Origin of the sequence: Pseudoflavonifractor sp. MCC625 (genome assembly GCF_018784545.1) — a bacterium.
Lineage (GTDB): Bacteria > Bacillota > Clostridia > Oscillospirales > Oscillospiraceae > Pseudoflavonifractor_A > Pseudoflavonifractor_A gallinarum.
The window spans coordinates 622,724-641,741 of the sequence record NZ_WQOJ01000030.1 but is presented as its reverse complement, the minus strand read 5'-3'; the positions used below and the strand labels follow the sequence as shown (position 1 = coordinate 641,741).

Sequence of the window (19,018 nt, the reverse complement as noted above, 5' to 3'; positions counted from 1 at the left end):
CACCATATAGATTTTTTGTACGCCGCCGCCCGCCATCGAGCAGAGTTTTACACCTAATTGGGGATAAAACAGCTCATGGCTGGCGGCGGTGTCGTTCTGATCGGCCTTCAGCTTATCCCTCTGCTGTCCGGCCTGTTCAGCTAAGTGTCACCCGTTGTCCCTTTTCCAGAAAAGGAGCTGATGTATGGACTTTATCATCGACGCAATCGTTGAATGGCTGAAAGGTCTGCTCGTCGATGGTATCATGGGAAATCTGGACGGCCTTTTCGATAACGTCAATCAGAGCGTTGGCGAGATCGCCACACAGGTAGGCACGACCCCGGCGGACTGGAACGCCGGGGTCTTTTCCATGATACGACAGATCTCTGAAACTGCCATCCTGCCAATCGCCGGGGTCATCCTCACTTTTGTAATGACTTATGAGCTGATACAGATGCTCATAGAACGCAACAACCTCCATGAAGTTGACACATGGATGTTTTTTAAGTGGGTGTTCAAAACCTTTGTGGCTGTGATGATCCTGACGAACACCTTCAATATCGTGCTGGCGGTCTTTGATGTGAGCCAGCATGTGATACAGCAGTCAGCGGGCATTATCCAGAACGGGACAGAGATCACGCCGGATGTGCTGGACAGTTTGCGGACAGAGCTTGAGGCGATGGAGTTAGGCCCTCTGTTCGGACTCTGGCTCCAGTCCTTCCTGATCCAGCTTACCATGATTGCCTTAAACATCGTGATCTTCGTCATCGTATATGGCCGTATGATTGAAATTTATTTACTCACAAGTTTAGCGCCTATCCCGTTTGCCACAGTCCCCAACAGGGAAACCGGACACATGGGGCAGAACTATTTCCGCTCCCTCTTTGCGGTGGGCTTTCAAGGCCTGTTGATCTTAGTCTGTGTCGCCATCTATGCGGTGCTGATCCAGAGTATCGCCACCGACGGCGACCCCATCGGGGCGATCTGGGGATGCGTGGGATATACGGTGCTGCTGTGTTTTACCTTATTCAAAACAGGCAGTCTTGCAAAATCCATCTTCGGCTGCCATTAAGAGACTTCGGGTCATGCTGACCCGAAGCGGAAAGGAGAAATCCATGCAGGAAAAAACTGCGGGCGGAACACCAGCCGCCCCTATAAAGCTGGATGTAAGCGTGCGGGTCATCGAACCTGTGAAAAATCTCATGGGCTTTGCCAGCGTGAAATTCAATGACTGTTTTGTGGTGGAAAATCTGAAAATCGTACAGGGCAGCAAGGGCCTCTTTCTTGGGATGCCCAGCCAGCCGGACGGCAAAGGCGGCTATCGGGATATGGCCTACCCTGTCACAAAGGAGTTCCGGGAACAGCTCAATACTGCTGTTCTGCAAGCCTATGAGGCAAAGCTGGAACAGATGGCGGAGCGCGGCTCTGTGGGGCGTGCGTCCATTAGCGACCAGCTCAAAGCTGGAAAAGCGGCTGCCGAACAGGCAAAGGCAGAGCGGCCTCCGAAGGAAAAGCCCAGCCGCAGTGCAGAGCGTTGACCTCGGGCCATGCTGGCACGAAGCAGAAAGGAGGCGGGAACCATGCCACGCAAACGGACGGGCTATGACGCGGCCTGCTATTACGACGGAAAACTGCTGGGCCGCTGTACCAAAGCGGACAGCGACGCCTATACCCTGTTGATGAACGCCTGCGGCGGGGACGCCGCCCGTGTCCTTCGGGAATATGCCTATTTTTCCCCGGAACTGAAAGCCATCTTAGAAAAGGCAGCACTCATGCAGGCAGACCGGAGCCGGACGGGCGGAATGTTCCATGCGCCGAAAAGCTCCCCGTGGGGCGAGGTGCAGAATTGTGAAACCCTCTGTCCGGGGGTGTTTTTGGTATCTACCGCCAGCCACGGCGGAACGATGGTGGCAAACGAGGTAGCCGCCGTTCTCTCCCCAGCGGCCAAAAAATGCGGCTTCAAGGACAAGGGCTATCCTGTCACTGATGGAGCTGATCGTTGGCGGCAAGGATGGCTTGCAGCCGGTGGAGCGTACCGTTATTGACCGTTGTGTGCGCCAGATGTACCGGGAACACTTGCAGGACCCGGAAACAAGCAAAATGCCGACCCTCCAAACCCTGTATGACCTGCTCTGTTCCCAGCCGGAGGGCGAGGCGGTACGGCTGGCAACTGCCCTTGAAATCTATGTGTCGGGTTCCCTTAACGTGTTCAACCATGAAACCAATGTGGACCTGAACCGCCGTCTGGTATGCCTTGACTTAAAAAAGCTGGGTGCCGGGCTTCGGACGATTGCCATGCTCATTATGCAGGACTTGGTAAACTCGCAGGTGTCCATGAATTTCCTGCGCGGTATCGCTACATGGTGCTACTTCGACGAGTTCCATGTGCTGCTCCGTGACCGGCTGACGGCAAGCTACTGTGTGGCGATCTGGAAAATGCTGCGAAAAAAAGGGTGCGTTCCCAGTGCTTTAACGCAGAACGTGAAGGATTTTCTGGCAAGCCCGGAGATCGAGAACATCTTTGAAAACTCGGACTTCCTTGTGCTTCTCTCGCAGGCACAGGGCGACCGGCAGATTTTAGCCAAACAGCTTGGGATCAGCCCCCATCAGCTTTCCTATGTGACCCATACCAATTCCGGCGAAGGGCTGCTGTTCTTCGGGAATACCACCATCCCGTTTGTTGACCGCTTCCCGCAGAATACCGAGCTGTACGCCATTATGACCACCCGCCCGGAGGACAAAAAACAGGAAATGAACCGGGCATAACACACTTCGGGCCATGATGGCCCGAGGTTTGGAAAGGAGGGATACATCATCGGAAAGAAACCGGATAAACGGAATTTTCAAAGGCCGGAGCCGACGGAGGATACCGGGGGCAATCGCCCCGGACCGGCTGAACGGGAAGGACCTTCCCCCGCACCATCCCGGCGTCTGCGGTTTGAGGACGAGGATACCGGACAGGACAGCCCTTCGGGCCATGATGGCCTGAAGTCCAAAAGCGGCAAGTTTCAAGAGGACAGCCGGAAAAGCCGTCCCTCTGACCGCATGAGGCAGGAAGATGAAGCGGGCGGGCCGCAGGATACCGGCAAGGCACAGGAGCCGGAGGGCTCCGCCGAGAAGGCCGGGAGCAAAAAGGACAAGTACCAGAAAGCACAGGCAAAAGCGGAACACGCCGGGGAAAAGCTGGGAAAGGCCCGGGAGAAACTGGACAAGACCGAGGCAAAACGGGCAGCGAAGAAGCCGCCGGGGCTTGCAAAAAAGGCAGTCCGGGGAGCCCGTACAGAAGCGTGGTTCTATGTCCACAACAAGATACACGAGGTTGAGCATGAAAATGTGGGTGTGGAAGGAGCCCATAAATCCGAGCTGGCCGCAGAGGCCGGAGCCCGGAAACTGACCCGCTATGCCAAACGCCGCTGGCGGGAACACCCAGCCCGGAAGGTGGCAAAGTGGGAACGGAAGGATATAAAAGCCCGGGCCAATGTGGATTTTCAAAAGATGGCCTCCGAGCACCCGGAACTTGCCAGCAATCCGCTTTCCCGTGTGCAGCAGAAATGGAAACTGAAACGCCGGTATTCCAAAGAAGCAAAGGCGGCTGCAAAACAGGGCGCAAAGGCCGCAAAGAAAACCGCTGCCGCTTCGGGAACTGCGACCCGCCGAGCGGCGCAGTTTGTGACCCGTCATCCCGTGGCGGTGCTGGTCCTGCTCCTGTTGTTGCTGCTCTGTTTTCTTGTGTCGGCGGTATCCATCGTGGAGAACCCGAAGCCCCGGAGCAAGGGCAAGTATCGGAACTATGGAGAGTGGCAGAAAGACCGGAAAGGGCCGCTTTCCTATCAGGACAGGCTGCGCCTTGCCATTGATACTGCGTTGGCGGAACGCCCCGCTGATTTGGACGAATTTCTCAATTTGATGAAGCGGGCCGGGTATGAGGTCAAGACGGTTCGGGGCGGCGGTATCAGCTTCCGGCTGACCGGGCAGGGACAGGAACGCTTCACCCGTCTGCGTGCCTCCACGTTGGGGGACGGCTACGACTTGCAAGATGTTCTGTCCGCCATTGAGGGCAAAGAAAAACGCCCCGGGCGCTCGGAGCGGAAAATCAGTCTGGCGGTGGATATTCAAGCAAAGCTGGCTGCCGGTAAGGGGCCGGGATATGAACGCTGGGCGAAGGTATTTAACATTAAGCAGATGGCCGCCGCTCTTGCCTATATACAGGACAATAACCTGACCGATTATGAGCAGTTGGCACAGAAAGCCACCGAGGCAGCAGACCGTTTTCATGCCATTTCCGAGCAGATCAAGCAGACGGAACAGGCCATGAAAACCAATGCCGGGCTAAAGGCCGCAACGGTTCAGTATGCCAAAACCCGTCCAGTCTTTGAGCAGTATAAGGCGACGAAGTACAGCCGGAAATTCCTTGCGGAGCATGAGGCCGACCTTGAACTGTACCGGGCTGCACAAGCGGAAATGCGCTCTCTGCTGGGCGGGGCGAAGCTCCCCAAAATGGATGTGCTGAAGGAAGAAGGCCGTAAGCTCACAGCAAAGAAAAAACAGCTCTATGGAGAATATCAAAAGGCACGACGGGATATGCAGGAGCTCGTCACGATCAAAGCGAACATTGACACTCTGATGGGCTACACCGAACCGGGAAGAAAGCAGGAAAAGGAGCGTTAAGGTTATGAAAACAAGGAGCAAAGCGACGCTGACACTTCGGGCCATGTTGGCCCGAAGATACGGGTTTGGGGCGAGCCCCAACAAGCCGCCTTTGTGCCACTTGTGGCCACAGAGGCATTGCTTGCCACTTAGCGGCAGCCCCTAAAATGGCGCAAAAAAACAGAGGCCCTTATTCTGGAACCTCCGTTTCTCTGGCTTTCTTAATGCCCTCGGCTGTGGCTTCTATCACGACAAGCTCTTTTTCGTTCATGGAGTTTAGAAGAACATCAATGTGCTTTCTGCAAGAGCTTGACCTTGCCCCTCCGTCCGCATGAATAAACTGGTCAACTGAAACGTCAAACATAGTAATGAGTTTAACAAAAAGGTCGAAGCTGGGATACTGACCTTTGTTCTCAATATTCATAATGGTACGGGAGTCACGGTCTACTAATTCCGCAACATAGGCTTGTGTCCAGCCCTTTTCTTCTCTGGCTCGTTTGAGAGCTGCCCCGAGGCCGTGAAAGTCAAACCTTCTTTCATCTTGGTTCATTCTCATATCACCCTATATCATTCTACATTTCTGGTTGAATTATGAGAATGTAATGAGATTTTACATCAAGTAGTATTTTGTTTCGCATCCATGTAGGCTCTAACTTGTATTATTCGAGGTAGAGAACTATAATATATCCTGTGGAGGTGCGAAATGGACTATATGACATTGAAAGAGGCCGCCGAAAAGTGGGGCGTGACACCTCGTAGGGTAAATTATTATTGTGCTGGTGGGCGTATCCCCGGCGCTGTGAAAATGGCCGGTGTTTGGCTGATCCCTAAAACTGCGGAGAAGCCGATTGATGGCCGGACAAAACAAGGGAAGGGGTTGCACCATGAATAAAATCCTGATTATAGATGATGACAGAGAACTGTGCGCTTTGATTAAACGTAGCGTACAAGCAGAAAACATAGAAGCTGATTTTTGTAATACCGGAAAAGAGGGCTTACAAAAATTAAGAGAGCAGGAATACCAGCTTGTGGTGCTGGATGTGATGATGCCCGGCATGGACGGGTTTGAAACGCTGGAAGAAATTCGCAAGGAGTACAGCTTACCGATTTTGATGTTCACATCTAAAAATGACAGCATTTCTAAAGTACGGGGCTTACGGGCCGGAGCGGACGATTATCTTACAAAACCGTTTGATATGGATGAACTGATTGCCCGTATTGCGTCTCTTATTCGCCGCTACACTCGCTTTAATCAGCAAGCTGGAGCCATACAAAAGCTAAATTTTGACGGATTGCAGATTGACCTTGAAAATCGTTCTGCTACTACACCAAACGGCACTTTTGAACTGCCCCCAAAGGAATTTGATTTGCTCCTGTACTGTGCAAAACATCAAGGGAAAATTTTGACCAAACAGCAGATTTATGAGGAAGTATGGGGCGAAGAATATTTCTATGATGATAGTAACATTATGGCGATTATCAGCCGACTTCGTAAAAAATTAGAAGTCAATCCTTCAAGCCCAAAGTATATACAAACGGTCAAAGGGATTGGCTACCGGTTTAATAAGGAGGTGTAGTCGGCATGGAAATTATCGTATTCTTGTCCATTGTGATTGCTGTTGTGGCTGTATTGACTTCCATCGTTCTCGTTCGGCGTGTAAAAAAACAAATAGCAGAAATGACCGATGTGCTGGTTGATGTGAAAAACGGAAATGGCAACCGGCGTATTCTATCTGCAACAAATGAACTGACAGCACCTCTTGCCTATGAAATCAATGAGATCGTTGTGGCCTATGAAAGCAGACTTTCAACTGTACGGCAGACAGAAGAAACCAACCGCCAGCTTATGACGAGCCTTTCCCATGATGTGCGAACGCCCCTTACTACTCTGATTGGGTATCTTGACGCTGCACACAAAGGGCTGGTCACAGGAAAAGACCGGGATGATTATATTGAAACCGCCCGCCGGAAAGCCCATGATCTGAAAGAATATATTGATGTACTCTTTGACTGGTTCAAGTTAAATTCTAACGAGTTTGCTTTGGAGATCCAGAGTGTTGAGGCCGCAGAGCTGACAAGAAATATCCTCATTGACTGGATACCGATTTTTGAGGATAAACAGGTTGAGTATGACATTGATATTCCCGAACAGCCTGTCCGGGTAAGATTGGATATGGACAGCTATATGAGGATTGTCAATAATCTCATTCAAAATGTAATCGCTCACAGCCATGCAGACAAAATCAAAATTGCCCTGTCAAAGAAGGAAAATAACATGGAGCTGCTGCTGGCGGATAATGGAGTGGGAATTGAGAAGGAAGATTTGAAACACATTTTTGAACGGCTCTATAAGTGTGACAAAGGACGGTCTGAAAAAGGAAGCGGTCTTGGTCTTTCTATTGTCCATCAGCTTGTAGAAAAGATGGATGGGAATATAACAGTTGAAAGTTTGCCGGGAAAAGGAACTGAATTTATGTTGCTTTTTCCTTTGGAGAGTTAAGCGGGCTCCCGTCTTTATGGCGGGAGCCTTTGTCATTTTACTGGATTTCAAATTGCAAGGTTAATGCAAGGTTGCGGCAAGGTTAATGCAAGGTTGGCATGATAGAATACCTTACAGAACAGGAGGTTTTGAATATGGATACAAATTATATCATTGAAACAAAAAATCTGACGAAGCAATACGGCTCACAAAAGAGTGTGGCTGACTTAAATATCCATGTGAAGCGTGGGAGAATTTACGGTCTGCTGGGCAGAAACGGAGCCGGAAAAACCACTACCATGAAAATGCTGTTGGGCTTAACGAAGCCGACTTCCGGGGAGGTCAAAATCTGGGGAAAGTCTTTGCAAGGGAATGAAAAGAAGTTGCTGCCCCGTATCGGAAGCCTGATTGAGTCCCCCGGTTTTTATCCCAATCTGACCGGCACAGAGAACCTGCGTATCTTTGCTACTCTGCGGGGCGTACCAAACAATCATGCTATCAAAGATGCTCTGGATCTGGTAGGACTGCCCTACAAAGATAAAAAGCTCTTTTCACAGTATTCTCTTGGTATGAAGCAGCGGCTTGCCATCGCCCTTGCCGTTATGCACGATCCGGAGCTTTTGATTTTGGATGAGCCGATCAACGGCCTCGATCCCATCGGTATTGCAGAAGTACGCTCCTTTATTCGGGAGCTTTGCGACGCAAGAGGAAAAACTATTTTGATTTCCAGTCACATTCTTTCGGAGATTTCCTTGCTGGCTGACGATATTGGAATTATTGACCACGGTGCATTGCTGGAAGAAGAAAGCCTTGCTGAGTTGGAGCAAAAAAGCAGTAAACATATCCGGTTTACGCTCTCTGATACTGCACAGGCGGCAAGAATTTTGGAACGCAATTTCCATGAAACCCATTTTTCCATACAAGACGACCACAATCTGCGCCTGCACAACCTTGATCTGTCTGTGGGGAAAATTGTAACTGCTTTTGTAGAAAACGGATTGGAGGTATCAGAAGCACATACCTGTGAAGAAAGTCTTGAAGATTACTTCAAGCGTGTGACAGGGGGCGAAGGAATTGCTTAAACTAATCAAATGCGAATTTTTGAAATTGAAACGGAAGAAATTTATTCCGCTGATTATTTTGGCTGCGTTCCTGTTTCCAATCCCGCTGACTTATCTGATGACAACGCCCTCTATGATGGAGCGATATACGGATCGGGCAGATGCTTTCGATGGACTATTTAACATGGTGTTGGGATATGGTATCCAGTTTTTACTGCCCTGCATTATCGGAGTGATTGCCGCTATTCTGTTTTTTATGGAACGCGACAACGATACATTCAAAAATCTGCGTACAATTCCCGTAACCAGCACGCAAATGGTACTTGCAAAGATTATTGTCCTTTTTATCTTTGGAATTGTTTTTTGCGTGGCTTCTACCATTGCAACAATTCTTTGCGGAATTGGAACATTAGAAGTTTATGGAATTGGTTATAAGCTGTTTTTGGCGGTTGAAACGGGGATCTTCATTACGGCAGGAACACTCCCGTTGATTGTCCTTGTTGTCTTTTTCAGTAAGACCTATGTTTTTTCCATTTTGTTGTGTGTCTTTTACAGCGTTCTGAACATGAGTGCTACGGCATTGTTTGACACACTGCCTAAAACTATGTTATGGCTTCTGCCCACGCCACTGACTACATTTTGGAGTGCGGGAGATATGGCGGCTCATGGAATAAAAATGGACTTGGAGCAAATGACAGGGCTAATTCCCTCAATATTTCAAGTTGTATTCATTCTTGGGATCATGGCATTGGTTTCGTTCTTACTGATTGACAGATTATATAAGCAGAGGGGGGAATAAACATGGTTCGCATTGTAAAAACAGAATTTTATAAATTGAAAAGGTATCATATCCTTTGGGCGGGCGTTGCACTCATGCTCCTATCCGTCCTGCTGACCTTGTTTACCTCTATGGCGAATGATGGTTCCGTTTGGGATTTTGCCTATCTTACAGAACAGGTCATCAAAAACAATATGTCCATGATTTTTCCGATGTGTATCAGCCTAATTGCTGGATATATGATTTCTCGTGAGCAGACGGATGACACATTGAAAAATATTCTGACTGTGCCGATCTCTTTTAAGAAACTGTTGACCGGAAAATTGATTGTGTGCGGCGTATTGTCTATTATTTTCGGGCTGATATGCAGTCTGTTTACAATCATAGCAGAAATGATTGTGGGATTTCCCGGCTTTGAGATTTCCTTAGCTCTAAAAGCAGCCTTGCAGATTACTGCGGTTAATTTCTTTTTATATCTTGCGGTTCTGCCGATTATCGCTCTTACTTGTCGGAGGGCAGGTAGCTTTTTAGTCGGTGTAATCATTGCTTTTGTCTATGGATATGGAGGGATGTTTGCCGCAGGAAATATGACATTAGCAAACCTTTATCCGATTACCGCAAGTCTTGGAATGGTAGGCTACCGTAGCTATGATACCGCAGTCAACTGGAATATCGGAACCTGTTCTTGCAGTCTTGCGCTTGCTGTCGTTATTTCTGCCATCTTGATTTTGTGCATGAAAGAACGAGAAGCAACCCAAACAAAGAAAAAGGCCAAAAAGGTAGCTCCAAAGAAAGGCTGGTGATGATTTTATGAAGAAAATAGTTTTAGCATTAACATTCGTCCTTGTGGGAAGTTTTATGCTTGCTGGCTGTTCAAAAGATGAAATTCTCAATCATTACAATAACATGGTTCAATCTGCGGGCTCCATAGAACTGACAGGGAAATCGTCACTGCAAGGGGAAAAAGAAAAAGGAATTGATGATTATACAGGGACTTATACGGCTGATTATGCGAACTTTTCAGGTACAGAGTATTTGTTCGGAGGAACTTCCATAAAGAGAGAAGCCGGTAAGGAGCTGTCCATTGATTGCACCTTGGAGATTACGGAAGGTACTGCAAAAGTATTTTGGATTTCTGGATCTGATGAAGCAGTCACATTGATTGAAGCAACCGGAACTTATAGTGACACAATTACACTTCCTGATGGTGGAAATTATATTGGCATTGAATGTGAGAATTTCACTGGAAACATTGAATTAAATATTGAATAATACTCTGCCGGACGACGGCAAAAGAAAAAAAGCCGTCGTAGAGCAGACAATTTGACACGCCCATTTGAAACGGCGGCTTTGATTTTCAGAGCCGCCGTTTCTTTGCGTTTACACAAACCTATGACGACTTGCAGGGACACGGTAGCCGATTGGAGGTTGATTTACCGTGTCCTTCTTTTTATTTCGCAGTATCCATGATCTGCACCAGTTAAAAAAAGCGTAGCTCCCCCTCCGGGACAGTCTGGTTATGAATGTGAAATTAGACAACATATAAATGAATATGTAATTTCATGCGTCCGTGTGGCTTCATGCCGCCCGGGCGCTTTTGCGTTCTTATGGGGCTGCTTCGGGTCATGTTGGCCCGAAGCCATTCCCCGGTGCCGCTCCCCGCCGCCTTCGCTTCGGTCACTCGTCAACCAACAACCGAAACGGAGGTCAATATGGCTATTATCAATTTGCGGGACTATTACCCATTCTATACATCGGATTGCTTCATGGAAGTATCGGAAGAAGTTGCAGAAATGTTCAAAGAGTTTGATCGTAAAGAGGCTGCGTACCGGCTGCGTACATACCGCCACAAAGCCTACTATTCCCTTGATCGGGATGACGGGCTGGAGCATGAAGCTCTCTTTGTCGCCTTATCTCCCCATGAACTGTATGAGCGGAAAGTGACCATGCAGGAGCTTCATGCAGCGATTGCCAGTCTGCCGAACAAACAGGCAAAACGGATTTACGCTCATTTCATTCTCGGCATGACCAAACAGGATATTGCCCGGGCAGAGGGCGTCCATGAAAAAGTGGTTCGTGTCGCAATCGAGCGAGGTCTGCGGCGCTTAGAAAAAATTTTGAAAAATTCTTTGTAAGGTGTACCGATTTAGGCCGAAAAATGAAATGGCTTATGAGAGGTAAAACACTTCGGGTCACAATGACCCGAGGTTCAGACAAGCCTCATGCAGATTGAAAATTGAATAAAAAGACACCCGGATACGAAGGGGAACGCGCTGTGTGACAGACCCGCCATGACCTCGGATTTCAGAGAATACAGTCTTTGTAAAACTGAGCGAGCGAACAGGTTCATGCCATAGGTGGGGGCAAGGCTGGCTCCACCGGAACAGGCGCAGAACCCGGATACTTGCGTTTAGTCACAGTTCGAGCGTTGAAGCGGCCTTGCAAGCCGTGAGCCGTCGCAGGCAATGAGAACGCCTTGCCATCAGAATGGGGAGAGTTGAAATACTATGGGGCATGAAGCCTATGTCCGTCCGATGTGTCTGAAATGAAGTGAAAACCTATGGGGAGTCCCCGGCAATGCTGTCTGATGATAGGCCAACCGATCCGGCGTGGCTCCCCATCTTTTCAAAAAAGGAGCATTTTATGGGAAATGCGTTTGGAATGATCCCCGGCTTGGAAACGGACGAATGGAGCAATGACGCCTGCCGCGGTTATGTCATTATGGCAATGGAGGACTGCGGATTTTCAAAGAAGGATATACGGCGTGTTGTGGGGCAGCTTTATGAAGTATTTGACCTCAACAGCGTGGAGGACGCCAAAGAAAAGTACCATTCCAGTCCTTACTGACCTCGGGCCATATCGACCCGAAGTGGAGAAAGCTCAAAGGGCGGCACCTGCTGGGTGTCGCCTTTTGACATTTCCCCACAGGACAAGCGGGAAAGGCAGGCATATACACGCACTTTCGCAAAGGAGGTTTTCAATGACGCAAGCTGTCACTTATGAACGAGAAACAAAGTCTGTCGCATTTCAAGGGAAGATCATTGTGCTGGAAAGCCTCACGCCGGTACTTCCCCCGAAGGAGAAAGCACAGCGCAAAAAAGAAATTGAGCGTTGTCTTTATGAGGTGTTCAGAAAATATGGGGACAGATTTCCCTAATCATTCGCAACATTGTTGTCCGGGGCTGCTGATGGTATAATATAGTTGTAAGGTTGGTAGCTCCATTCCAACAAGGAAAGGAGCCCAATATGGAATTTATCAGAGAAGATTGTATTTACGCAAGACAGTCAGTAGACCGCAAGGACAGTATCAGCATTGAAAGTCAGATTGACTTTTGCAAGTATGAATTGAAAGGTGGGAGCTGCCGGGTATTCAAGGACAAAGGCTATTCCGGTAAAAATACGGATAGGCCGGAGTTTCAAAAGCTGTTGGGCGAGATCCGCAAGGGAAAGGTCAGGCGGGTCATCGTGTATAAACTGGACCGTATAAGCCGCTCTATTCTGGACTTTGCAACGATGATGGAGCTGTTTCAAGAGTATGATGTGGAGTTTGTATCATCCACAGAAAAGTTTGATACTTCGACCCCGATGGGCCGGGCCATGCTGAATATCTGCATTGTATTCGCCCAGCTTGAACGGGAGACAATTCAGAAGCGTGTCACAGACGCCTACTATTCCCGGTGTCTGAAAGGTTTCCACATGAGCGGACAGGCACCATACGGTTATCAGTTAGAGCCTACTGTGGTAGAGGGTATCCGTACAAAGAAAATGGTTGCCGACCCCATAGCCGCCGACCATGTACGGCTGATGTTTGAAATGTACGCTGAACCGGAAACCTCCTTCGGAGATATTACCCGATACTTCGAGGAACAGGGTATCAAGATTTACGAGAAGTCAATGGTTCGGAGTTTTCTTTCCCAGCTTTTGCGAAACCCCGTTTATGCACAGGCCGACTTGGAGCTGTACGAATTTTTCAAGAGTCAGGGTGCAGCGATTGTCAATGACGCTTCTGACTTTGCCGGAACAAACGGCTGCTATCTCTATAAGGGGCGGGATGTGAAGGAGGACAAGGACAGGTGCTTAAAAGACCAGATACTTGTTATCGCTCCCCATGAAGCACTCATTTCCTCTGACACATGGCTGAAATGCCGGAAAAAACTTATGGCAAATACCACCTTCCAGCAGGGACGGAAACCGAAGAACACTTGGCTGGCCGGAAAAATCAAATGCGGTCATTGTGGGTATGCGCTGAAAGCCACCCATGTGCCAAACAGCACCGGGTATTTCCGCTGTACCAAACGGACGGAAAACAAAGGTTGTCCGGGCTGTGGGAAAATCCGCAAAGAAGAATTTGAGCAATTCATTTTCTCGGCCATGCAGGAGAAATTCAAAGACTTTCAGATACTCCACGGCAGGGAGGAAAAAGTCAATCCGAAACTGACAGCCTATCAAGTGGAACTGGCACAGGTGGAGGCAGAAATTGAAAAGCTGCTGGAGACGCTGACCGGAGCCAATGCGACCTTGCTTGCCTACGCTAACAAAAAAATTGAAGAACTGGACACCCGACGCCAGACCATTTCAAAGGCAATCGCCGAATTGAGTGTTGAAACCATATCGCCCCAGCAGATAAAGAAGTTATCCTATTATCTCGACAACTGGGACAGCATAGATTTTGACGACAAAAGAAAAGCCGCCGACGGTTTGATCTCTACGATCAAGGCCACCAGCGACCGTGTTCAGATAGAGTGGAAAATCTGACATTTCCGCTCTATCGCCCCTCATTTCTATTTTATCTTGTTTGTACCCCTTGTACACCGATGTTTCTAATGATTTTTCAAAAGCCGCAGAAAATTGATATTTACTTGTATAAGCTTTAGCTTCTCCTAATATAATAACGTTATTTTTACCATCAACTTTATAGTGAATAGCATCTGCTCCATATCTTTCATGTTCAGATGAAGTGGTTATTGGCATTTTTCTGAGCAATGGAACAGCATGTTTTATATGTTGAATAAAATGGAATAACAACAGTTCTCCAAGTTGCCCCTGAATAAGCAAAGTGTCATTTCCTCTACGAAATTTTTGTTTTGCTTTTCTAATGATCTGTGAAACTGCTGCGGCCTCACTTTTTCCGGAAGAAACAAAACTTTTTTTTAAATCATCGTACTTTTCAGAACTATAAACCCAATCCACCACAGTATCAATGAGCTGATCAAGAAAGTCTTTGCGAAGTTCCGAAATGTCTTGATAAGAAATAGCTGCTCCAAAATGAGAATGGTCATTAGGGAGAATATCAAATGATTGTTCGACAATATAGATGTTATTAAATAAAGCATCATTGTCAATTAATCTTTTTCTAATATCCTCAAATGTCATATCTATTCTCCTAACGACAATTGCATAATTGAGTGAAAATTACATATTAATCTTGCCGTTTTGCAGTTATATGCACTAGTTGTATTTAATTTATTATAGCACTGATTGCCAATAGTAACAATGTATTTTTACCAAGGATTTGCAATACCTCCAAGGTATATAGCTTTTTTTGCGCCCAATTACCACTATATTCTACTATCTATGATGCTATCCTTGCCCGAAAACAAGGGCTAAACTACTAAGAGCCGCGCGAGTATTCTCAAAGAATTTACAGATAGTTAATCTTGGACCTAAAGAAATCGAAGCAAATCAGATACATACAAGTAGACATGGTGTATAATCATCTACATCTATGAGATCTTTATTCCCTGGATACGGACTAACTGGGTCAACTGCTACTAGATGGAGGTAGCAAGGAACTCTTTGGAACTGCTTTTATCTAATCGCCTTGAAGTTTTTGAGCGTATTTGATATAATTCATATGCATATTGGGGATTAAGAATATAATATGCTATCGGTCAATTATTGAATTCAGATAAGGAAAGGAGATTCAATATGCCTCTATATGATCCCGATTTATATAAAGAAATCGACCAAGTTGTAGGAAACACCTCAGAGTATATTCGAGAGTATTATGTTCCCTTAGCTGATAGCGCAAATGTTGAAGATAATAATAAGTGTTTTGCCCTTGCTGTTCAGTTAAGAAAAGCTGGAAAAAAAAGCTTGTCTTATGAAGTAAGTAAATATCTAACAGAAAAACACGCCTCCTTAAAGAGTTATAATATCTATCTTGCTAGTACTTATGATTTAGCAATAACAAAAGCTATAGAGATCGACGTGTTAAAAAATGTATTTGATGCTGCATGGAAATTCTATGCAGAAGAAAAGTTTGAACCCAATATTACAGCAACGCTTCTTAAATGTTGTAATTATCTTATTGAGTTTAATGAGGCCAGTGAAACTGAATTTGAAGAAATTTACAACAAATGTCCAGAAAGTGAGAGATTGAATAATAGTTTTATTGTCACGCAATATTTTAAACGGTTGATTGCAAAAAAGAAGTATCAACAAGTAATAGATATATATATGACCCTCCCACTCAAATTAAAAAATAACAAAACTCTAATGCGTCTTAGGAAGAGTTGTGAAAACGGAAATGCTTTTTTAGACAGTAGAAATGTATCCGCAAATACAAACAAGCGTTCCAATAAGATTACAATCATTTCACGGTCTGAATATATTGAATCTATCGCAAAAATCTTGAATAACTTTTCAATAGATACGAATGTAGTGGACATCAATTCTATAGACATTATTGAGTCGCTAAATCAAAGCACATATAAATCTACAATTGCAATTTTAGTTATTCCCAAAGAAAGCACTGAGTGTGACCAAATTAGATGGACGTTCGTTTTGGGGTATTGCGTACACAAGTTCAGCAAAAACAACATGATTTTATTTGTGGAGGGCGGAAATAAAGTTGAAACCAAGTTTTTTTCTGTAATTTTAAAAATGTTTGAAAAGTTTGATTATACTTCTGAGTTAGATTTTGTGACAAAACTTGGAAGTTTAGGCATTATTTCTGGATAATTTTCTATTTTTCCTCTTTTACAATAACCTGCTCATCAAAATGTGACCATATGTGAACGGCCTCAGCATACGGAAACAGATGTGTAGTTTATTGAATATAATAAGAAATCAGTTTTTTAGAACTGATTTAGAAAGAGGAAAATATGACAGATTTAGAAAAAAATATTTCCTGTTTAAGTAAATTGGGTAAACGTCCTTTCCTTCTTATGATACTGGTTATTGTTTTGCTTTTTATCATTATCATGACGAGTATATATTGGAAGTATAGTGTTGATTTCAATATCGAATTTGGAGAAGGAATCCATTTTATTCTTACTCCACCTGAGCCTGATGAAAACAACTTGCAGGAAGAAAATCCAAATTTAAATAATTATGAGTAAAATTTTCTGCAGATGTTACCACAATAATTGATAATCAATTTATGTATACCATAGAAACATCTTTTCGGATTACTCGCTGCTAAGTGCTGTTATTTCAATGGTTTGAGCAGTAGTAAGATGTGGTTGAAAGGGTAGAAATGTAGGTAAGTCATATATTATTCCTATATTATTTCTACATCGACATTCCTACACAGAATACACCCTATTTTATTTTTTCGATTTCTTCCTTCAGCCAGTCGAATTCTCGCTGGGTATAGACCTTTTCGGTGATGTCGGATATCTTGTGACCGACCATGTATTTGATTGCATATTCGTCAATACCGGCTTTCTTTGCGGCCGTGACAAAGTGCTTTCTTCCGTCGTGAGGACGATGCTCCGGGTTAAGATTAAGTTCGTCACGGATCATCTCAAAGCCGGCCTTATAGCGTTGATAGCTCATCATCACAGTCTTGCCGCTGCGCTTGTCTTTGCAGTTGAAGAGATACGGGCTGCCGAATTCTTTGGCTTTATTGTAATGTCGCTCCACGAGGTAACGAATTTTTGAGTGGATAGGTACGACGCGGTCTTCACCAGCTTCGGTCTTGATGCCGCCTTTGAAAGTGCCATTCTCAAGGTCTACATTGGCAAGCTCAATTAGGCCGAGCTCTTGTGGACGCCATCCAGAATAACACTGAATGAGTATCACATCAACGAAATTCTTATCGTCGACATGCTCCCAGAGCTTTGATATTTCTTCGTCCGTAAAAGGTATGTGCTCTTTCTTGACTTTCTGGATCTCTTTGATCGTTTCGTCAGTCAGCTTGAATGTGCGCGAGTAGTTTCTGTCGACGATCTCATATTCCAGAGCATAGTCAAGCATCAGATTGAATAAGGACTTGATCTTATTCTTCATAGATGCGCTGGCGTGTTGCTCTTTCCCTCTGACAGTGGCAACACCCTCGTCCATGCAGCCTTTCACATGGCGGGCACGGACATCCATCACTCGCATATCGTAGACAGCCGAACAATACTTCCAAGCTGAAGTAACGGCTCGTGAACTGCCATCCGATTTGAGCGTCTTGAAATACTCTTCCGACCACTTGTCGTAAAGCTCTTTGACGGTGATCGCGGCGCCGAGGTCATAAGGATTCTTATTGTATTCCACGAGCGCTGCATATGCGTCATTATAAGTTGCAAAATATGAGTCAGGCTTGAGCGGTTTGCAAATGGGCTTGCCGTCCTGAGTCTTTCCAACCGTAACCATTGCCCGAAAGGGATTCCGAAGGTTGCGGTTTTTTATTTCGCTGATTTGGCCAAACCCGTTCGGGAGGCGTCTTCGTTTATTGTTTTTGGCTCTCGGTTTTCGCTTTACTGACGGCTTCATTGGATAGCCGCAATGAGGGCAAGCCGGAGCCTTGTCACTTACCTGCAATTCGCATTCAGGGCATTTTACAAGCATGAGTTGCACCTCCATAGTTGATTTGTCCTTTGTAATCATATATTATGGTGTAGGAGTTGTCAAGATATTCCTACACTTTATTTTTTGATGGAGCGATGTATATGATTACAAATGATGTATCAACCTGCCCAAAATGCGGCGGCGATTTGAAATACTATGACCGTGTTACTCGGATTGTACGGACGAAAGGAAGAAAGACCTGGAAGATCCCCATGCGGCGGCTTCAATGCACTCGCTGCGGTTCTGTACATAGAGAGCTTCCCGAACTGATATTTCCGTACAAACAGTACGAGGCTGAAGTCATCATCGGTGTTTTGGAGGGCTTCATTACCTGCGAAACCATCGGCTTTGAGGACTATCCCTGCGAAATGACGATGGTCCGATGGCAAGCTCAGGACTGGACCACCGAGGTTGTTTTAACAAAGCGCAGTTGCTAACTTAGAATAGCCGTTGAAAGGAGGTAAACGCCAATGAACGAGCAAGAGTTCCCTCAGGGGTCCGTCCCCGTGGCTGTTGCGGCCCGTGTGTATGGCAAAGATGCTTCATGGGTCCGCGCCGGCATCGTCTCAGGGTGGCTCCCGATTGGCAAAGCCACTCGCAGCGGAAAATTAGTCACCACCATCGAGGAGATGGATTCACGCTATGGACGTATCAACTTTTACATCTCCCCAAAGCGTCTCTACGAGGAGACAGGATTTTTGTGGAAAGGAGAACGACAATAATGGCAACGGAAATCCGTCCGGAGCTGTCTGAGAAAAATCCATACTGGATCGGCAAGCACCGGTATTACGAACTGAAGCATTTCTGCCTCCAGTATCCGATTTGGAAGAAAGCCTATAATGCTCTGCTTGGCCTAAGCAGCCGTCCGAACGACCTTGATATTTTCGTCAAAAGTGGCCAAGTACGGAGCGATCCAACTGCAAGGTGTGCGGAATCCCTCGTATCCTTTGCCAAACGGATGGAACTGGTCGAGCAAGCTGCCATTGGTACGGACGGTGACCTCTATCCTTATATTTTGAGAGGGGTCACAGAGGGTCTGTCCTACAATGCCTTGAAAATGCAGTATGCCATCCCCTGTTGCCGCGAGGTCTACTACAACTTGTATCGGCGGTTCTTCTGGCTGCTGAGTAAGGAGCGTGATTGAGATGCGGATTGTGAATGTGGCGGTCAGACAATGCTACCGCTTCAACTGCCCGAATTGCGGGAGCAAACTGGAAGCTGACAGTGACGAGCTGGTCGATGTCGGTGGAAAGACCAGTCGGTTCTGGTGTCCTGTCTGCCGAGAAGAAAGAT

Annotated in this window: 21 protein-coding genes and 4 pseudogenes; 22 read left to right on the top strand and 3 right to left on the bottom strand. The window is 46.4% G+C overall.

What is annotated here, in order from left to right:
* Positions 1-60 precede the first annotated feature (60 nt).
* From GPK94_RS10615 to GPK94_RS16085, 6 genes and pseudogenes are all read left to right on the top strand, one after another.
* Positions 61-144: pseudogene (locus GPK94_RS10615) on the top strand (Maff2 family protein); the annotation flags it as partial.
* 40 nt (positions 145-184) lie between these two features.
* Positions 185-1,051: a CD0415/CD1112 family protein gene (locus GPK94_RS10610; RefSeq protein WP_005927637.1), complete on the top strand. Its 867-nt coding sequence runs from the start codon at positions 185-187 to the stop codon at positions 1,049-1,051.
* A gap of 43 nt (positions 1,052-1,094) precedes the next feature.
* The gene (locus GPK94_RS10605) at positions 1,095-1,517 is read left to right on the top strand and encodes a SpoVG family protein (RefSeq protein ID WP_117613993.1); all 423 of its coding nucleotides are present in this window, start codon (positions 1,095-1,097) and stop codon (positions 1,515-1,517) included.
* A 9-nt stretch (positions 1,518-1,526) separates the two neighbouring features.
* A pseudogene (locus GPK94_RS10600) lies at positions 1,527-1,955 on the top strand (hypothetical protein); the annotation flags it as partial.
* Positions 1,954-2,745 (top strand): annotated as a pseudogene (locus tag GPK94_RS10595) (conjugal transfer protein TraE); the annotation flags it as partial. The pseudogenes GPK94_RS10600 and GPK94_RS10595, both read left to right, overlap by 2 nt.
* 279 nt (positions 2,746-3,024) lie before the next feature.
* Positions 3,025-4,647 (top strand): relaxase/mobilization nuclease domain-containing protein, encoded by a 1,623-nt coding sequence (locus GPK94_RS16085; RefSeq protein ID WP_252192567.1) that lies wholly within the window; start codon positions 3,025-3,027, stop codon positions 4,645-4,647.
* Positions 4,648-4,816: 169 nt separating this feature from the next.
* Here GPK94_RS16085 and GPK94_RS10580 read toward each other — a convergent pair whose 3' ends face one another.
* Positions 4,817-5,182, bottom strand: coding sequence for a helix-turn-helix transcriptional regulator (locus tag GPK94_RS10580; protein ID WP_004064252.1), 366 nt, complete (start codon positions 5,180-5,182; stop codon positions 4,817-4,819).
* 147 nt (positions 5,183-5,329) lie between these two features.
* Here GPK94_RS10580 and GPK94_RS10575 point away from each other — a divergent pair, with 147 nt between their 5' ends.
* From GPK94_RS10575 to GPK94_RS10525, 11 genes are all read left to right on the top strand, one after another.
* On the top strand, positions 5,330-5,518 hold the full coding sequence (locus GPK94_RS10575) for a helix-turn-helix domain-containing protein (RefSeq protein WP_117567335.1): 189 nt from the start codon (positions 5,330-5,332) through the stop codon (positions 5,516-5,518).
* The gene (locus tag GPK94_RS10570; protein WP_215651976.1) at positions 5,511-6,203 is read left to right on the top strand and encodes a response regulator transcription factor; all 693 of its coding nucleotides are present in this window, start codon (positions 5,511-5,513) and stop codon (positions 6,201-6,203) included. The genes GPK94_RS10575 and GPK94_RS10570 overlap by 8 nt, the downstream gene beginning before the upstream one ends.
* Before the next feature lie 5 nt (positions 6,204-6,208).
* Positions 6,209-7,126 (top strand): HAMP domain-containing sensor histidine kinase, encoded by a 918-nt coding sequence (locus GPK94_RS10565; RefSeq protein ID WP_117658091.1) that lies wholly within the window; start codon positions 6,209-6,211, stop codon positions 7,124-7,126.
* Positions 7,127-7,260: 134 nt separating this feature from the next.
* Entirely contained in the window at positions 7,261-8,187 is a 927-nt protein-coding gene (locus GPK94_RS10560) for an ABC transporter ATP-binding protein (RefSeq protein WP_117476073.1), read from the top strand.
* On the top strand, positions 8,180-8,965 hold the full coding sequence (locus GPK94_RS10555; RefSeq protein WP_215651974.1) for an ABC transporter permease: 786 nt from the start codon (positions 8,180-8,182) through the stop codon (positions 8,963-8,965). Before GPK94_RS10560 ends, GPK94_RS10555 begins: the two co-directional genes overlap by 8 nt.
* A 2-nt stretch (positions 8,966-8,967) precedes the next feature.
* A complete protein-coding gene (locus GPK94_RS10550; RefSeq protein ID WP_002594767.1) occupies positions 8,968-9,747 on the top strand; it encodes an ABC transporter permease in 780 nt (259 codons plus the stop codon).
* A 7-nt stretch (positions 9,748-9,754) separates the two neighbouring features.
* Complete coding sequence (locus tag GPK94_RS10545) at positions 9,755-10,216, top strand: hypothetical protein (RefSeq protein ID WP_118596908.1); 462 nt, start codon at positions 9,755-9,757, stop codon at positions 10,214-10,216.
* A 440-nt stretch (positions 10,217-10,656) separates the two neighbouring features.
* Positions 10,657-11,079, top strand: coding sequence for a sigma factor-like helix-turn-helix DNA-binding protein (locus GPK94_RS10540; RefSeq protein WP_154259463.1), 423 nt, complete (start codon positions 10,657-10,659; stop codon positions 11,077-11,079).
* 508 nt (positions 11,080-11,587) lie between these two features.
* Positions 11,588-11,791: a hypothetical protein gene (locus tag GPK94_RS10535; protein WP_118709570.1), complete on the top strand. Its 204-nt coding sequence runs from the start codon at positions 11,588-11,590 to the stop codon at positions 11,789-11,791.
* 133 nt (positions 11,792-11,924) lie between these two features.
* Positions 11,925-12,101: a hypothetical protein gene (locus GPK94_RS10530; RefSeq protein ID WP_165483719.1), complete on the top strand. Its 177-nt coding sequence runs from the start codon at positions 11,925-11,927 to the stop codon at positions 12,099-12,101.
* An 89-nt stretch (positions 12,102-12,190) separates the two neighbouring features.
* On the top strand, positions 12,191-13,699 hold the full coding sequence (locus tag GPK94_RS10525; protein WP_215651972.1) for a recombinase family protein: 1,509 nt from the start codon (positions 12,191-12,193) through the stop codon (positions 13,697-13,699).
* A 45-nt stretch (positions 13,700-13,744) separates the two neighbouring features.
* Here the strand turns inward: GPK94_RS10525 and GPK94_RS16080 are convergent.
* Positions 13,745-14,317, bottom strand: a pseudogene (locus GPK94_RS16080) (DUF1837 domain-containing protein); the annotation flags it as partial.
* A gap of 555 nt (positions 14,318-14,872) precedes the next feature.
* Between GPK94_RS16080 and GPK94_RS10520 the strand changes: the two are divergent.
* Positions 14,873-15,907 (top strand): hypothetical protein, encoded by a 1,035-nt coding sequence (locus tag GPK94_RS10520; protein WP_215655740.1) that lies wholly within the window; start codon positions 14,873-14,875, stop codon positions 15,905-15,907.
* 143 nt (positions 15,908-16,050) lie between these two features.
* Positions 16,051-16,287 (top strand): hypothetical protein, encoded by a 237-nt coding sequence (locus GPK94_RS10515; protein ID WP_215655739.1) that lies wholly within the window; start codon positions 16,051-16,053, stop codon positions 16,285-16,287.
* Between the two features lie 202 nt (positions 16,288-16,489).
* Here GPK94_RS10515 and GPK94_RS10510 read toward each other — a convergent pair whose 3' ends face one another.
* Positions 16,490-17,740, bottom strand: a complete 1,251-nt coding sequence (locus tag GPK94_RS10510) for a tyrosine-type recombinase/integrase (protein ID WP_346728017.1) — start codon at positions 17,738-17,740, stop codon at positions 16,490-16,492.
* 86 nt (positions 17,741-17,826) lie between these two features.
* Here GPK94_RS10510 and GPK94_RS10505 point away from each other — a divergent pair, with 86 nt between their 5' ends.
* Genes GPK94_RS10505 through GPK94_RS10495 form a run of 3 tightly spaced genes read left to right on the top strand, consistent with a single transcriptional unit; the run spans position 17,827 to position 18,869 of the window.
* Complete coding sequence (locus GPK94_RS10505; RefSeq protein ID WP_215655738.1) at positions 17,827-18,162, top strand: DUF6431 domain-containing protein; 336 nt, start codon at positions 17,827-17,829, stop codon at positions 18,160-18,162.
* A 33-nt stretch (positions 18,163-18,195) separates the two neighbouring features.
* Positions 18,196-18,447: a hypothetical protein gene (locus tag GPK94_RS10500; protein ID WP_136890807.1), complete on the top strand. Its 252-nt coding sequence runs from the start codon at positions 18,196-18,198 to the stop codon at positions 18,445-18,447.
* Positions 18,447-18,869, top strand: a complete 423-nt coding sequence (locus tag GPK94_RS10495; protein ID WP_215655737.1) for a hypothetical protein — start codon at positions 18,447-18,449, stop codon at positions 18,867-18,869. Before GPK94_RS10500 ends, GPK94_RS10495 begins: the two co-directional genes overlap by 1 nt.
* The last annotated feature ends 149 nt before the right edge of the window (positions 18,870-19,018 follow it).

Bases quoted from the DNA above. Each gene is read 5' to 3' on its own strand.
- GPK94_RS10575 (WP_117567335.1), top strand. From the start codon at position 5,330: ATGGACTATATGACATTGAAAGAGGCCGCCGAAAAGTGGGGCGTGACA.
- GPK94_RS16085 (WP_252192567.1), top strand. From the start codon at position 3,025: ATGAGGCAGGAAGATGAAGCGGGCGGGCCGCAGGATACCGGCAAGGCA.
- GPK94_RS10560 (WP_117476073.1), top strand. From the start codon at position 7,261: ATGGATACAAATTATATCATTGAAACAAAAAATCTGACGAAGCAATAC.
- GPK94_RS10580 (WP_004064252.1), bottom strand. From the start codon at position 5,182: ATGAGAATGAACCAAGATGAAAGAAGGTTTGACTTTCACGGCCTCGGG.
- GPK94_RS10505 (WP_215655738.1), top strand. From the start codon at position 17,827: ATGATTACAAATGATGTATCAACCTGCCCAAAATGCGGCGGCGATTTG.
- GPK94_RS10550 (WP_002594767.1), top strand. From the start codon at position 8,968: ATGGTTCGCATTGTAAAAACAGAATTTTATAAATTGAAAAGGTATCAT.
- GPK94_RS10570 (WP_215651976.1), top strand. From the start codon at position 5,511: ATGAATAAAATCCTGATTATAGATGATGACAGAGAACTGTGCGCTTTG.
- GPK94_RS10565 (WP_117658091.1), top strand. From the start codon at position 6,209: ATGGAAATTATCGTATTCTTGTCCATTGTGATTGCTGTTGTGGCTGTA.
- GPK94_RS10530 (WP_165483719.1), top strand. From the start codon at position 11,925: ATGACGCAAGCTGTCACTTATGAACGAGAAACAAAGTCTGTCGCATTT.
- GPK94_RS10515 (WP_215655739.1), top strand. From the start codon at position 16,051: ATGACAGATTTAGAAAAAAATATTTCCTGTTTAAGTAAATTGGGTAAA.
- GPK94_RS10545 (WP_118596908.1), top strand. From the start codon at position 9,755: ATGAAGAAAATAGTTTTAGCATTAACATTCGTCCTTGTGGGAAGTTTT.
- GPK94_RS10610 (WP_005927637.1), top strand. From the start codon at position 185: ATGGACTTTATCATCGACGCAATCGTTGAATGGCTGAAAGGTCTGCTC.
- GPK94_RS10525 (WP_215651972.1), top strand. From the start codon at position 12,191: ATGGAATTTATCAGAGAAGATTGTATTTACGCAAGACAGTCAGTAGAC.
- GPK94_RS10495 (WP_215655737.1), top strand. From the start codon at position 18,447: ATGGCAACGGAAATCCGTCCGGAGCTGTCTGAGAAAAATCCATACTGG.
- GPK94_RS10605 (WP_117613993.1), top strand. From the start codon at position 1,095: ATGCAGGAAAAAACTGCGGGCGGAACACCAGCCGCCCCTATAAAGCTG.
- GPK94_RS10510 (WP_346728017.1), bottom strand. From the start codon at position 17,740: ATGGAGGTGCAACTCATGCTTGTAAAATGCCCTGAATGCGAATTGCAG.
- GPK94_RS10540 (WP_154259463.1), top strand. From the start codon at position 10,657: ATGGCTATTATCAATTTGCGGGACTATTACCCATTCTATACATCGGAT.
- GPK94_RS10520 (WP_215655740.1), top strand. From the start codon at position 14,873: ATGCCTCTATATGATCCCGATTTATATAAAGAAATCGACCAAGTTGTA.
- GPK94_RS10535 (WP_118709570.1), top strand. From the start codon at position 11,588: ATGGGAAATGCGTTTGGAATGATCCCCGGCTTGGAAACGGACGAATGG.
- GPK94_RS10500 (WP_136890807.1), top strand. From the start codon at position 18,196: ATGAACGAGCAAGAGTTCCCTCAGGGGTCCGTCCCCGTGGCTGTTGCG.